Source organism: uncultured Sulfitobacter sp., from assembly GCF_947500075.1.
Classification (GTDB): domain Bacteria; phylum Pseudomonadota; class Alphaproteobacteria; order Rhodobacterales; family Rhodobacteraceae; genus Sulfitobacter.
On the sequence record NZ_CANMQS010000004.1, the window covers coordinates 179,368 to 193,132 of the forward strand.

The following is a 13,765-nucleotide window of genomic DNA, read 5'->3' on the forward strand; positions in this document are numbered from 1 at the left end:
CCCATACAAGGGCCATCGCGGCAGTTTGCCGCGCGGCCCGCACATTTTTTCATTCCATTCTAGGGTGATCTGGCATTTGATCACGGCAGTCTAATGTTGCAGACTGACGCCAGGCAGATACACCTTTGGAGGGATTCAACCTATGGAAATGACAGGCTCCCGCGTGATCGCAGCCGACCGCGATACGGTTTGGGCGGCTTTGTTAAGCCCCGACGTCCTGAAAGAATGTGTGCCGGGGTGCCAGTCGCTGGAAGGCTCCGCCGATGACGGGTTCACTGCAACGGTGGTGCAAAAGGTCGGCCCGGTCAAAGCGACGTTCAAAGGTGTGGTCACGCTGCAAGACCGTCTGCCCCCCGACAGCCTCACGCTGAGCGGTGAAGGCAAAGGCGGGGCGGCTGGCTTTGCCAAAGGGGCCGCCAAGGTCACCCTGAGCGAGGACGAAGGCGGCACTTTGCTTGAATACAACGTCGATGCAAAGGTCGGCGGCAAGCTCGCTCAGCTGGGCAGCCGGATCATCGACGGCTTTGCCCGCAAGATGGCAGACCAGTTCTTTGAGAAATTCCAGCAGGCCATCGAAGGGCCTGCTGACGCGGAAGACAACGCGGATACATCCGAAGACGCCCCCAAGAAAGGGTGGTTCAAGAAGATCGTATCCGGTTGAAAACACTTAGAAGAAAAGTAACGGGAGGAAGATACCAATGACCAAGGTCACAATGACCGTAAACGGCAAGGAGATGTCTGGCGACGTCGAAGGCCGCACCCTGCTGTCAGGGTTTCTGCGCGATGATCTGGGCCTGACCGGCACGCACATCGGCTGCGACACCAGCCAGTGCGGTGCCTGCGTGGTGCACGTCAACGGCGTTGCCGTAAAATCCTGCGCGATGTTCGCCAGCGAAGCCGACGGTGCCGAGATCAGCACAATCGAAGGTCAGGCGAATGCCGACGGATCCCTGAACGTGATCCAGCAGGCCTTTCAGGATCACCACGGCCTCCAGTGCGGTTTCTGCACCCCCGGCATGGTGATGTCCGCAGCGGCGCTGCTCAAGGAAAATCCCAAGCCGACAGAGCAGGAAGTGCGCGACTACCTTGAAGGCAACATCTGCCGCTGCACGGGCTATCATAACATCGTCAAGTCGATCATGGCCGCATCCGGTCAGGACGTCGGCGCGATCGCTGCGGAATAGGCGTGGCAGGCCCGGACTTCATTGAAATCGGCACGGATGATCCCGCCAGCACCACGGCGTTCTTTACGTCCGTGATGGATTGGGAGTGGACCGACATGGGCGCGGGGCAGGGTGGCTACTTCACCGATGGCACCCGCAAGGTCGGCATGCACGAAGAAGGCACGCCCTGCATGGTGCCCTATCTGTCCGTCGACAACATCGAAGTCATGGTCGCACGTGTGAAATCCGCAGGCGGCAGCCTGATGGGGGAAATCGCAGATGCCCCCGGCTTTGGCCGCTTTGCAACCTGTATCGATCCGCGCGGTGTGCGGTTCGGACTGCATCAAGATCAAGAATAGGGACCGGCAGCCGCACAGGCTGATCCAGGGGCCCAAATCAACCCAACAGGTGCACCACGGGTGTGCCGCAAATGGAGGAATACAATGCCCAAAGATTCAGGCATCGGCGCATCACCCAAGCGCCGCGAAGACATCCGGTTCCTGACCGGTGTCGGCAATTACACCGATGACATCAACCGCCCCGGTCAGGCCTATATGCACGTGCTGCGCTCCGACATGGCGCATGCCCGCATCAAGAACATCGACACCGCTGCGGCAATGGCCATGCCCGGCGTGATCCACATCTTCACCGGTGATGACTTTGAAGCCATCGGCGGCATCCCCTGCGGCTGGCAGGTCACCGACCGTTTCGGCGAAGTGATGAAAGAACCCAAGCACCCCGTTCTGGCCCATGGCAAGGTCCGCCACGTGGGCGACCCGATCTGCGCGATTGTGGCCGAAACGCTGGCCGAAGCCCGCGATGCCGCAGAAGCCATTGAGCTTGACCTCGAAGAACTGCCCGCCGTGATCAACATGGCCGATGCGCTCGAAAGCGGGTCCGCCACCGTGCATGACGAACTGGGCGACAACCTCTGCTATGACTGGGGTTTTGTTGAGGAAAACAAGGAAGCCGTGGACGAGGCGATCAAGAACGCCGCCCATGTGACAACCGTGGAACTGATCAACAACCGTCTGGTGCCGAACCCCATGGAAGCACGGGTGGCGATTGGTGAATATGACCGCGCGGGCGACATGTCCACGCTCTACACCACCTCGCAGAACCCGCATGTGATCCGCCTTCTGATGGGCGCTTTCGTGCTCGGCATTCCAGAGCACAAGCTGCGTGTCGTGGCCCCCGACGTAGGCGGTGGTTTCGGCTCCAAGATCTACCACTACGCCGAAGAGGCCCTGTGTACCTTCGCCGCCAAAACGCTCAAACGCCCGGTCAAATGGGTCTCAACCCGGACCGAAGCGTTCATGTCGGACGCTCATGCGCGTGACCACGTGACCAAGATCGAACTGGCGCTGGATGCGGACAACAACTTCACCGCTGTGCGCACCAACACGCTGGCCAACATGGGCGCGTACCTGTCGACCTTCGCGCCAAGCATTCCCACATGGCTGCACGGCACGCTGATGGCAGGCAACTACAAGACGCCGCTGGTCTACGTGAACGTCCGTGCGGTGTTTACCAACACCGTGCCGGTGGATGCTTACCGCGGGGCCGGACGGCCCGAAGCGACCTATCAGCTGGAGCGTGTCATCGACAAGGCAGCGCGTGAGCTGGGCGTTGATCCGTTCGAACTGCGGCGTCAGAACTTCGTCACCGAATTCCCCTACCAGACCCCTGTGGCGGTTGAGTATGATTCCGGTGACTTCCACCGGCTGGTGGACAAACTGGAAAAGAGCGCGGATTTCGGCGGTTTCGCCGCACGTCGCGCGGAAAGCGAAAAGAAGGGGCTGCTGCGCGGCCTCGGCGTCAACTGCTTTATCGAGGCCTGCGGCATCGCGCCGTCCAACCTCGTGGGGCAACTCGGCGCGCGCGCGGGTCTTTATGAATCCGCTACCGTGCGGGTCAATGCCACAGGCGGCATCGTCGTCATGACCGGCAGCCACAGCCACGGTCAGGGTCACGAGACGGTCTTCCCGCAGGTGATCTCCGAGATGATCGGCATTGACGAAAGCATGGTGGAAATTGTGCACGGCGACACCGCCAACACACCGATGGGCATGGGCACCTATGGCTCCCGCTCCATCGCGGTGGGCGGTCCTGCCATGGTCCGTGCCACGGAAAAGATCATCAACAAGGCCAAGAAGATCGCGGCTCACCTGATGGAGGCTTCTGAGGCGGATATTGAGTTGAAAGACGGCGCCTTCAGCGTTGCAGGCACGGACAAGTCGGTTGCCTGGGGCGATGTGACACTGGCAGCTTACGTTCCGCACAACTATCCGCTCGAAGACATCGAACCGGGTCTGGAGGAAACGGCATTCTACGATCCCGCCAACTTCACCTATCCTGCCGGTGCCTATGCCTGCGAAGTGGAAGTCGATCCCGACACCGGTAAAGTCACCATCGCCAAGTTCACCACAGCCGATGACTTCGGCAACGTCGTGAACCCGATGATCGTTGAGGGGCAGGTCCACGGCGGTCTGACCCAGGGCATCGGTCAGGCGTTGATGGAAAACGCAGCCTACGATGAGAACGGCCAACTGCTCAGCGCGTCCTACATGGATTACGCGATGCCGCGCGCGGCGGATGTGCCGAACTTCACCGTCGATCACACCAACGGGACGCCCTGTACGCACAACCCGCTGGGCGTGAAAGGCTGTGGGGAGGCGGGTGCCATCGGCTCCACCCCCACAGTGGTGAACGCGGTGCTGGATGCGATGTATTCAGGTGGTCACAAGGTGGACCACATCGACATGCCCGTGTCTCCGTCCCGCGTTTGGGCGGCGATGCAAAAGGGCTGAGCTTGCTGATCTGCCCCGCGCGCCACACCGGGCGCGGGGCAGGGCACAGAATGATATTTCGCCCTGTCCCCCTTCCACAACGGGATGCAGGCAGGGAGATGAAAGGAACAACTGATGTATAACTTCGACTTCGAAAAACCCTCCAGCGTTGCTGACGCCGTGGCCGCACTGGGCGCGGAAGACGCGCAGGCGCTGGGCGGCGGGCAGACGATGATCCCGACGCTGAAACAGCGTCTGGCCAGCCCGTCCAAGCTGGTCAGCCTCACCGGCATTGCCGACATGAAAGGCGTCTCCGCCAGCGGTGGCGCGATCAAGATCGGCGGGGCCACAACCCACGCCACCGTCGCGGCAGAGGCAGGCAGCTATCCCGCCCTCGCCGAAACCGCCAGCCACATCGGCGACCCGGCAGTCCGCAACCGCGGCACCATCGGTGGGTCACTGGCCAACAACGACCCCTCCGCCTGCTACCCTGCGGCGGCGCTTGGGTCTGGCGCGACGATCACCACCAACACCCGCGACATCGCGGCGGATGACTACTTTCAGGGCATGTTCACCACCGCACTGGACGAAGGTGAGATCATCACGGCTGTCACCTTCCCGATCCCGGAAAAGGCCAACTACCAAAAGTTCGTCCAGCCCGCGTCGCGTTTCGCATTGGTCGGCGTCTTCGTCGCCAAATACGCCGACGGCGTCCGCGTGGCCGTGACGGGTGCTTCCAACGACGGTGTCTTCCGCTGGGCAGAGGCCGAAGCGGCCCTGTCGTCCAACTTCTCCGCAAGCGCGCTCGACGGTCTTGCGGCGTCTGGCGACATGATCAGCGACCTGCACGGCACGGCCGAGTACCGCGCGCATCTGGTGGGCGTGCTGACCAAACGGGCGGTTGCTGCGGCGGCTTGATCTGTAGGGTTTGAAATGAGAAAGCCGCTCCCGGTTGGGGGCGGCTTTTTTGTAGATGCATGATGGAGGAGGGGAAGCGGCAAGGTCTGTTGTGCGGGACGAAGTGAGCTTTCGCTGCGACCGCACGAACGACCGCTTTAATCAGTCGCCCCTTGTGTCGCGGTTTGCCTGAGCCACGATGCCCAGATGGCGAAACCCAAGCCCAAGCCGGATGCGGCGAGCATCAATGTAAGGAGCGTTTGCGCGCCATTGCTTTCGGTCACGGATGTGCCTGTCACCGCAGTCAAAATGGCACCTCCAGCAACGATCAACGCGCCACTTAGCCCTGCGGCACTGCCCGCAAGTTCCGGTCGCACGGACATCGCGCCAGCATTGCTACCGGGCATTGTGATCCCATTTCCGAGGCCCACGAATATCGTGCTCGCAAAGAAGATTTGTGGCGATGTATTGCCCAAAGCCAAGACGAGCAGACCTCCAACAAGACCGATGCAGGCTATGATCCGGCCCGCAATCATCATGGTTGTCGGCTCAAAGCCTTTGCCAAAACGCCCGGCAATGAAGCCGCCCAACATGAACCCGACCGTTATTGTTCCTATGTAGAATCCAAGCTCCGCCGTCGAAATTTCAAAGACGGTTTGAGCGACAAGCGGAGCGCCCGTTAGGAAGATGTAGAACGCACCAACCGAGAACGTGCCGCAGAGTGCGTAAGCCCAGAACTGCGGCTCGCGCAAAAGGGATGTCGTGCCAGGCACCGGCGTGCCAGGATCGCTGTCCCGGTCCCGCTTGGTCTCGCCCAAGTCCAGCCAACATAAAATAAGCAGACCAAACCCGCACGCGGCATAGAACATAAAGATGGATCGCCATCCCAGAAAGGTGTCCAACACACCTCCTAACATCGGACCAACCATCGGGGCGATTGCCATGGCCATGCCGATGTAACCGATCAAACTCACGGCCTCTCGCTCTGATCTCGTGTCCCGGACGATGGCGAGAGACAGGGCGTATCCGCCGATTATCCCGCCTTGAAGCATCCGGAAAAACAAAAACACCTCAACGCGTTGAGCAAGAGCGCAGCCCACCGATGCAAATGCAAAGACCAGCAACGCTCCCAATAGGACTGGCCGTCTGCCAATCCGGTCTGACAGCGGGCCAATGACCAGTTGGATTATGGCAGTTATCGCTAGATACCCAGAGACCGCCCAGCTCACCGTTCCATAGTCTGTTTCGAGATCGACGGCGATGTTCGCTAGCGAAGGCAAGAACATATTGAGAGACATAGGCGAGAACCCAGTCAGGAGGATCAGTGTGATCAAATGCGGTGGTGTTTTTGGGCGGTACATTTTGAATGTTCTCAGCTCTAGAAACAAAAAAGCCCCCGAAGATTTCGGGGGCACATGGAAACAGATATGGGAAACCCTTATCGGACCATGTACCTCTTGCTTACTACGACGACGAATTTAACGGTCATGGTCTTCTCCTCTGATGATTAGCGTAGTCAGACAGTTCTACCTAGGCAATCTGAAAAGCTGCCGTTGGTGAAACATGCGGCGTCGGACACTACAGACTCAAACCCGCCCTGCCGCACCGCCCTTGCGCCTCACCCCGTAGGGTGCGCATTCACTGCACCACAAGCACCAACACCCGTCACTCTGCATCCACCCCATGCCGCTCCAAAACCTCCAACGGCACCACCTCCAGCGCGCGGCGGTGTGTTGCCGCCAGATGCACCTTCGGCCCACACCCTTCCTCCGCTGCCTGCAAGAACCGTCCCGCACACAGGCACCAGGGATCACCCGGTTTCAAACCGGCAAACCCAAACGCGGGGTTCGGCGTGCTCAGGTCATTCCCCACATATTTGGAGAACGCCAGAAACTCCGCCGTCATCACGGCACAGACCGTATGGCTGCCCTGATCGGCAGCACAGGTGTTGCAATGCCCGTCGCGGAAAAACCCCGTCACCGGATCCATCCCGCACAAGGCCAGCGGCTCACCCAGCACGTTCACACTCTCATCCGGTTCCATCGGCTTTCGCCCTCCTGTCACAGGTTCTGCGCGATCTCGCGGAAGATCGCCACGTTCTGATCCGCCACGCCCGCGTCGCGGAATTTGCGGTCTGCCGCGTTGGTGGCAATCACCACGCCCCGCGCGCGGTCGATATAGATGTACTGCCCGTAGATGCCACGCGCCATGAATTCTCCGGGTGCGGCCCCCACGGGGATCCACCACTGATACCCATATCCAACAGCCCCCTCCGGGGTCGGCGCGCTGGGCAGGGTTGACGCGTCGATCCAATCCGCAGGCACGATCTGCTGCCCCTGCCACTGCCCGCCTTGCGCAATCATCTGGCCAAAGCGCGCATAATCCCGCGTGCTCAGGTTCAGCCCGCCCAGCACAAAGGCGGTTCCAACCCCGTCTGTCAGGTAATAGGGCGTGTGCTCCAACCCCAGCGGCGCAATGACCTTTTCGCTGAGCAAGTCGGCAATGGGCCGTCCGCTGGCCCCGCGCACCACCATGCCCACCACATGCGTGTCGATGGAGACGTATTTCCATGTCTCTCCCGGTGCCGCGAAGGAGGCGGTCAGACCGGCTGCAAATTCATCCATCTTGCCGCCCAAAGCCAAGACACGGCCCATGCGGTTGATGTCCGAGTTCTGATCAAGGTAGTCCTCGTCAAAGAGAACCCCGCTTGTCATCTGCAACACATTGCGCAGGGTCGCGCCGTCATAGGCGCCGCCTTTCAGCGCAGGCGCATATTGCGTGACCGGGACGTCGAGGCTCTCAATCGTGCCGTCTGCCACCAACTGCCCCACCAGTACGGACAGAAAGCTCTTTGCCATGGACCAGCTGATCCGCAGATCATCCGCGCCCGTGCCTTTGTAATACTCCTCAAAAACGATCTCCCCGTCCTTGAGCACCACCAACGCAGTCACATCACGGTCTTCGACCCAGGCCCCCACACTGACGGGCAATTCGGTCTCCGGCCCATAGGGGAGCTCCACCGTCGGCCCATCGCCGCGCGGCACGCCCACGGTCAGAAACGCCGCCCGCATGTTGGAGAAATTGCCCACGATGTTGTCTTCGAAAAACAACGTGCGCACCGCCCAAAGCCGTTTGATCTCTTCCTGTTTCCAGATGCCCACGGCCCCGATGGCCAACACCAGAACCAGCACCAGCCGCAAGGCCCACTTCAACACACGCCGCATACCTATTCCTTGAATTGCCAGTCGATCCAGCGCCCGTGGAAATCTGCGCGCCCCAGTTCAACCGTGATGTCACCCGGCCACAGACGCAGCACCACCGCAGCGCCCACCTTGCCCGTTGTGTCGCCATCGCTTTCCATCGACAGCCATGCCAGCGGCCGTGTCGCAGTGGCCTGCGCGCCGACCGCTTCGATCAGCGCCCGGCCCTTCGCGCGGGCTTCCGCCGGGAAATATTGCCAGGCGACCGTATGCTGGATCAGGTGCAAATGCCCCTCCGGTGCCGCATGCAGCCGCGGCCCCAACCATTCAATGGCATCGCCTTTTGCGACCCGCCCCTGCGCCACAGACGCCGCCGCGCGCGTCATCGTCAACCGCTGCGGCTGGTCGGGCCAGAGGTAGGCAATCAGGCGCAACTGGTCTTCACCATCCTTGGGATTGAGCGGGTTCAGATCCACGCCCGCCCGATCCGCAATCACCGGCGCCTTGCGCGGGGGCGGCGCGCCTTTCCAGTCGGGCGTCAGGATCACCGTCGGCACATCCGGGCCAAAGCGGGCACCGTCAATCTCCAGCGCGTAGTGGTCCCACATCAGGTTCAATCCACCGCTTGCGCCCAGCTCACTCAACCAGATCGGCAGATCGAATGCCGCCGCCGCGACCCGTGCACCCGCGATCAGCACCCCGGACCGGCGCACTTCGTTTGTCTGGGGCGGGCTGTCGGTCCAATCCAGCAGGAAGGGCTCATGCGCCGCCAAAGCGGCCAGAACGCCAGCGCGCAGTTCCGCGTCAGAGGTCTGCACCGGCGGGTAGAGCTTTGCCAACTCAGGTGCCGCATTCGACAACACCAGCGCATGCAGCCCGCCTGCGATCCGCAAAGGCAGCGAATGCCCCGCAGGCCCGATATCCCCCTCAAATGCCGCGAATTTGCGGCCCAATGCGGTATCTGCCGGCCAATCCTGTGCCAGAATACCCAGCAACTGCCCCATGAAGGGGGACCCCATCTGCGCGCAAGTTCCGGCCTGTGCTGCAAAAGCCTCAGAGAGATTCATCGGAACTTCGCCACAAGACGTTGCAGGGGCGACTTGCTCTCCTCTGGCGCTGGTTCAGGCTCAGGTGGCGTAGCTTTGGGCTGTTGCGCCCCGCCTTTGGTTCCCGTCCCCGACCGGGGCGGAGAGACCCGCAAAGCCACCGCATTGAGAAACTTCGCCGTATCCCCGGCCGCCAGATACGCAGCCCCATCGCCAATCCCGCGCAACACGTCATCAAGCCACCCCTCATCCGCCTTGGAGAAGTCCCGCAGCACATAGCCCGGCACCGCATCCTTATGCCCCGGATGGCCGACACCCAACCGCACCCGGTCATAGTCGGGACCGATATGCGCATGGATCGACCGCAGCCCGTTGTGGCCCGCATGACCACCGCCCGTCTTGCACTTGACCTTCCCCGGTGCAAGATCGATTTCGTCATGGAATACAATCACATCTGCTGGCTCCAGCTTGTAGAACCGCATCGCCGCCTGCACCGACTGGCCAGAGTTGTTCATGAAGGTTTCAGGTTTCAGCAACACCGCCCGGTCCGCGCCAAAGCGCCCGTCGCTGATGCTGCCCTGGTGTTTGCCCTTCCACGGGCCGAAGCTATGGTCGCCTGCAATCTGGTCCAGCGCCATGAAACCGATGTTATGCCGGTTGCGCGCGTATTTCGCGCCGGGATTTCCCAGACCTACGATCAGTTTCATACGTTGCCTCCTGCGTTGCGCGCAGTCTACCCGCCGCCGCGGGGGAGGGAAATGCGCATTCTGAGGTCCTCAGGCCCGCGCCATGAACGCGACAGTCAAGGCGGCCAGTTCCGGCCCCACGTCCTCTTGCAGGAAATGCCCCGCATCCGGCAGAATGGTGTGCTTTTGCCCCTGCGCACCGGGCAGAAGCTTCTGAAATCCCTTGTCCACACCTGCCATGATCTTGTCGTCCGCGCCGAAGGCCGTCAGGAACGGCGTGTCCAGACCCCTCAAGACCTCCCATGCGGCCCGGTTGGCGTCGCGGGCCGGGTCGTCTGGCGTGGCGGGTACCAGCATCGGGAACTGACGCGCACCCGCCTGATAGGTCTCATCGGGGTAGGGGGCGTTATAGGCGGCAATCTCCGCCTCGGTGATCTTGCCGGTTGTCCCGCCGTAGACGATGCGCCCGGCGTCAAAAACCGGCGCATCCTGCGAATAGGCACGCCAGGCTTCAAAGGCCGGCCCCATCGGTTGATCCCCCGTCGGCAAAGCCGTGTTCGCCACCACCACCCGCGCGAACCGCTCCGGCATGGCCGCGACCAGACGCAATCCGATCAAACCGCCCCAGTCCTGACAGACCAGCGTGATACCTTTGAGATCAAGCTGCCGAACCCAATCCGACATCCAGTCCACATGCCGCTGATAGGTGTAATCGCTGCGCTGTGTTGGTTTGTCGGACCGTCCGAAACCAATCAGATCTGGGGCCAGCGCCCGATGCCCGGCATCCACAAACACCGGGATCATCTTGCGATAGAGGTAAGACCACGTCGGCTCCCCGTGCATCATCAGAACGGGGGCTGCGTCCGCTGCTCCCTCATCCACGTAATGCACCCGCAATGTGCCGCCTTCCGTGTCGTCCACATGGGTGTAGCGGGGCGGGTAGGGGAAATCAGCCAGATCGGCAAATCTGTCGTCCGGGGTGCGCAGGTATTCCATGGGTGTCTCCAGAATTTGGGCATCCAAAGCATCGCACAGAGGCCGGGGCAGCGTCCATCCCGGTGCGCCCGCCGATATCGACCGAAACACAGCTGTCAACATCTTGTGACAGTCCCAAGGCTTCCTATCTCAACAGGACACCAGAAACCCGAATACAGGAGAATGCAGACCAGTGAAAAACATAGTTGCGGCAAGCGATCTGTCCGAACGGTCCAAACCATCTGTCCAGCGTGCCATCCATCTGGCCGCCGCCAGCGGTGCGCGGCTGACTGTGGTCCATGTTGTCGACGATTCCATGCCGCCGGACCTTTCTGATCAATTGAAGGCTGGGGCGAAAACGCTGCTGTCCGACCAGATCGCGGCGCAGATGGCGGGCCGAGAGCTTGATACGGACGTCCATGTCGCAACCGGTGACCCGATGGAGGCGGTCAAGCGCATCGTCGAAGAAACCGACGCGGATCTTCTGGTTCTGGGGATCCACCGCCGCCGCACGTTCTTTGATCACGTGCGCGAAACCACCATGGAACACCTCGTCCGGTCCAGCCGAGTGCCTGTCCTGCTTGCCATGGCACCTGCCGATGACCCCTATGCCCGCGTGCTCAGCGGTGTGGACCTGTCCCGCGTCTGTGCCTCCGCGCTCCACAAGATCGCGATGGTCGCGCCGGAGGCGGAACTGACCCTGTTCCACGCCCATGAAATTTCGTTCCGGACCGAAGCGGAGCAGGACTACGAGACCTGGAAAGCCATGTACGCCCTGCCCAAAAACCTGCCACGCCCGACCTTTATCGAGGCCACGGCCCGCGATGCGCTGGATGACATGATGGAGGACAGAACCTACGATCTGCTGGCCATCGGCGCGCACACCCGTTCAAACGCAGGGCGCTACATTCTGGGGGGCTTCTCTGCCGGGTTGATCCGCAAGCCGCCCTGCGACCTTCTGCTGGCCAAGTAAGGCCTCAAACAAAAAGGGCCGCACCTCAGCGCAGCCCTTTCCACATCACCAAACGGCGAATGCTTATTCTTCGCCACCCTCTTCGGCTGCGGCCTCGGGTGCATCACCCTCTTCGCCGTCACCTTCGTCCTCATCATCGGACTGGGCTGCCAGTGCGGAAGGTGCGGACACCTGTGCGATGACAAAATCACGGTCGATGGTGGGCTTTGCGCCTTCAGGCAGTTTGACGTCCGAAATGGTCAGGTTGTCGCCAATCTCCAATGCGGAGATGTCGATCACCAGGCTTTCGGGAATGTCTGCCGCCGTCACGATCAGCTCAACTTCCGGACGCACCAGCGTCAGAACGCCACCCTTGCGCAGGCCGGGGCAGTCTTCTTCGCCCGCAACTTCCACGTTGATGAACAGGTTGATCTTCGTGGTCCGCTTGAGACGCATGAAATCCACGTGTGTGGGCAGGTCCTTGACCACGTGGCGCTGCACGTCGCGGCAGATGACGCGCACGTCGTCATGGCCCTCGACCTTCATGTTGAACAGGGTGGACTTGAACCGGCCTTTGCGCAGCATTGTCAGCAGTTTGTTGAACGGGATGTTGATGGGAAGCGGATCAGCGTCGCCCCCGAAAACAATCCCCGGAACCATGCCATCACGGCGTGCCTGACGAGCGGCGCCCTTGCCTGTCCCCGTCCGTTCCTGGGCTTCAAGATCTGGAATCTCTCCGGCCATTTTAATCTCCAATATGTTAGGGCAGGAATCCTCCAAGGCTGTATTCCTGCGTGAAGCGCTTCCTCTATACAGGTTTGCCCCATGTGAAAAGAGGGATTCTGCACCCGCAGCCTTGGCTTTCACGTAGGCCCGTGCGAAGCCAGCACCATGAGCCTGCGCCGCGACCTTTATCTCTCCCGCAAGCCGCTGGCAGGGTTCTTTGCCATCGGTGTCTCTTGGTCGGTGTATTTTGCGCAGATGCCGGTGATCAAGGCCAATGTGGGCGCGTCCGACGCGGTGTACGGGATTGCCCTGCTGGTGTCTGCTTTCGGGTCGCTTGCGGCGATGTGGCTGGCACCGACAGCCCAGCGGCTGGCAGGCGGAATGGCGATGCCGCTGGGGATTGCAACGGTGGCGCTTGGCATGCTGACGGCGGGCGTTTCCGGAACGGTTGTCGCGCTGACGTTTGCGATGATGCTGGCGTCAGCAGGGTCGGGCATTGTGGACGTGCTGGTCAATGACCGTGTCTCCCATGCCGAAACCCACAGCGGGCGCACGCTGATGAACCTCAACCACGCGCTCTATTCTTTCGCCTACGCAGGCGGGGCGCTGGCCACCGGTGTCCTGCGCAGCGCAGAAATCGGCCCGCTGCCGATCTTTATCGGCCTCAGTGTGCTGCTCGCCGGTCTGGCCTATGCCGCACGCGAAGACGCCGTTGTTGAACCAGACGCCGACACCACTGCCGATGCCCCGCCCGCATCCGTGCCGACCCTGCTGGTCTTCCTTGCCGGTCTGACCGTCTTTGTCGCCTTCCTGTCAGAGGCGGTGACGGAAGGCTGGTCCGCCCTGCATCTGGAGCGCACGCTCAGCGGTACTGCCGCGCAGGGGGCGCTGGGCCCCGCGCTGATGGGGCTGACCATGGGCATCGGGCGGCTCTTTGGACACGGCCTTGCCCGTTACATCCGCGACACGCACCTGATGCTGCTGGCCACACTGGTCTCAGCCGTCGGGCTGGCGATTGCCGGCAATGCAAGCGATGTGTCCGTGGCGCTGATGGGCTTTGCGCTCGGGGGGCTTGGCATCTCCGTGGTGGCCCCGCTGGCCCTGGCGCTGGTCGGGCGCCGGGTGGCGGATCCGGCCGCGCGGCTCACGGCGATCAGCCGGGTTTCGGTCATGGGATACGGGGCGTTCTTCCTCGGCCCGCCACTGATGGGCCTCGTGGCCCAGGGCGTCGGCCTCGGCGCAGCCTTCATGCTGGTGGCCGCTCTGCTGGCCGCGACCGCCCTCGTACTGATTCCCCTGCTCAGCCGCCAGATGCGCCGCAGCTGACCCCA

14 protein-coding genes are annotated in these 13,765 nt (G+C 61.7%); 7 read left to right on the forward strand and 7 right to left on the reverse strand.

The genetic code is table 11. The annotated features are described in order from the left end of the window. Nucleotides 1-142: 142 nt before the first annotated feature. The 5 genes from Q1A91_RS13780 to Q1A91_RS13800 all read left to right on the forward strand — a co-directional run bounded on the left by Q1A91_RS13780 (nucleotide 143) and on the right by Q1A91_RS13800 (nucleotide 4,870). A complete protein-coding gene (locus tag Q1A91_RS13780) occupies nucleotides 143-661 on the forward strand; it encodes a CoxG family protein (protein ID WP_299878338.1) in 519 nt (172 codons plus the stop codon). Nucleotides 662-698: 37 nt separating this feature from the next. Then, a complete protein-coding gene (locus Q1A91_RS13785) occupies nucleotides 699-1,184 on the forward strand; it encodes a (2Fe-2S)-binding protein (RefSeq protein ID WP_299878341.1) in 486 nt (161 codons plus the stop codon). A 2-nt stretch (nucleotides 1,185-1,186) separates the two neighbouring features. Next, nucleotides 1,187-1,522: a VOC family protein gene (locus Q1A91_RS13790; protein ID WP_299878344.1), complete on the forward strand. Its 336-nt coding sequence runs from the start codon at nucleotides 1,187-1,189 to the stop codon at nucleotides 1,520-1,522. A gap of 84 nt (nucleotides 1,523-1,606) precedes the next feature. Beyond that, nucleotides 1,607-3,973 carry a xanthine dehydrogenase family protein molybdopterin-binding subunit gene (locus Q1A91_RS13795; RefSeq protein WP_299878347.1) on the forward strand — a complete coding sequence of 789 codons (2,367 nt, stop codon included), beginning with the start codon at nucleotides 1,607-1,609 and terminating at the stop codon, nucleotides 3,971-3,973. Between the two features lie 114 nt (nucleotides 3,974-4,087). Next, nucleotides 4,088-4,870, forward strand: coding sequence for a xanthine dehydrogenase family protein subunit M (locus tag Q1A91_RS13800; RefSeq protein WP_299878350.1), 783 nt, complete (start codon nucleotides 4,088-4,090; stop codon nucleotides 4,868-4,870). A gap of 137 nt (nucleotides 4,871-5,007) precedes the next feature. Here Q1A91_RS13800 and Q1A91_RS13805 read toward each other — a convergent pair whose 3' ends face one another. From Q1A91_RS13805 to Q1A91_RS13830, 6 genes are all read right to left on the reverse strand, one after another. Beyond that, the gene (locus Q1A91_RS13805; protein WP_299878353.1) at nucleotides 5,008-6,210 is read right to left on the reverse strand and encodes a multidrug effflux MFS transporter; all 1,203 of its coding nucleotides are present in this window, start codon (nucleotides 6,208-6,210) and stop codon (nucleotides 5,008-5,010) included. 304 nt (nucleotides 6,211-6,514) lie between these two features. Then, on the reverse strand, nucleotides 6,515-6,892 hold the full coding sequence (locus Q1A91_RS13810; RefSeq protein ID WP_299878356.1) for a DUF2237 domain-containing protein: 378 nt from the start codon (nucleotides 6,890-6,892) through the stop codon (nucleotides 6,515-6,517). Between the two features lie 17 nt (nucleotides 6,893-6,909). Then, the gene (locus tag Q1A91_RS13815) at nucleotides 6,910-8,073 is read right to left on the reverse strand and encodes a serine hydrolase (RefSeq protein ID WP_299878359.1); all 1,164 of its coding nucleotides are present in this window, start codon (nucleotides 8,071-8,073) and stop codon (nucleotides 6,910-6,912) included. 2 nt (nucleotides 8,074-8,075) lie between these two features. Next, complete coding sequence (locus Q1A91_RS13820) at nucleotides 8,076-9,116, reverse strand: DUF2332 family protein (protein WP_299878362.1); 1,041 nt, start codon at nucleotides 9,114-9,116, stop codon at nucleotides 8,076-8,078. Further along, on the reverse strand, nucleotides 9,113-9,802 hold the full coding sequence (gene pth, locus Q1A91_RS13825) for an aminoacyl-tRNA hydrolase (protein WP_299878365.1): 690 nt from the start codon (nucleotides 9,800-9,802) through the stop codon (nucleotides 9,113-9,115). Before pth ends, Q1A91_RS13820 begins: the two co-directional genes overlap by 4 nt. A gap of 69 nt (nucleotides 9,803-9,871) precedes the next feature. After that, nucleotides 9,872-10,777 carry a haloalkane dehalogenase gene (locus Q1A91_RS13830; RefSeq protein ID WP_299878368.1) on the reverse strand — a complete coding sequence of 302 codons (906 nt, stop codon included), beginning with the start codon at nucleotides 10,775-10,777 and terminating at the stop codon, nucleotides 9,872-9,874. A gap of 172 nt (nucleotides 10,778-10,949) precedes the next feature. Between Q1A91_RS13830 and Q1A91_RS13835 the strand changes: the two genes are divergently transcribed. Beyond that, nucleotides 10,950-11,729: a universal stress protein gene (locus tag Q1A91_RS13835; RefSeq protein ID WP_299878371.1), complete on the forward strand. Its 780-nt coding sequence runs from the start codon at nucleotides 10,950-10,952 to the stop codon at nucleotides 11,727-11,729. A 63-nt stretch (nucleotides 11,730-11,792) separates the two neighbouring features. Here the strand turns inward: Q1A91_RS13835 and Q1A91_RS13840 are convergent, their stop codons facing one another. Beyond that, on the reverse strand, nucleotides 11,793-12,452 hold the full coding sequence (locus Q1A91_RS13840) for a 50S ribosomal protein L25/general stress protein Ctc (protein WP_299878374.1): 660 nt from the start codon (nucleotides 12,450-12,452) through the stop codon (nucleotides 11,793-11,795). A gap of 147 nt (nucleotides 12,453-12,599) precedes the next feature. Here Q1A91_RS13840 and Q1A91_RS13845 point away from each other — a divergent pair, with 147 nt between their 5' ends. Beyond that, nucleotides 12,600-13,760 carry an MFS transporter gene (locus Q1A91_RS13845; protein WP_299878376.1) on the forward strand — a complete coding sequence of 387 codons (1,161 nt, stop codon included), beginning with the start codon at nucleotides 12,600-12,602 and terminating at the stop codon, nucleotides 13,758-13,760. Nucleotides 13,761-13,765: the final 5 nt, after the last annotated feature.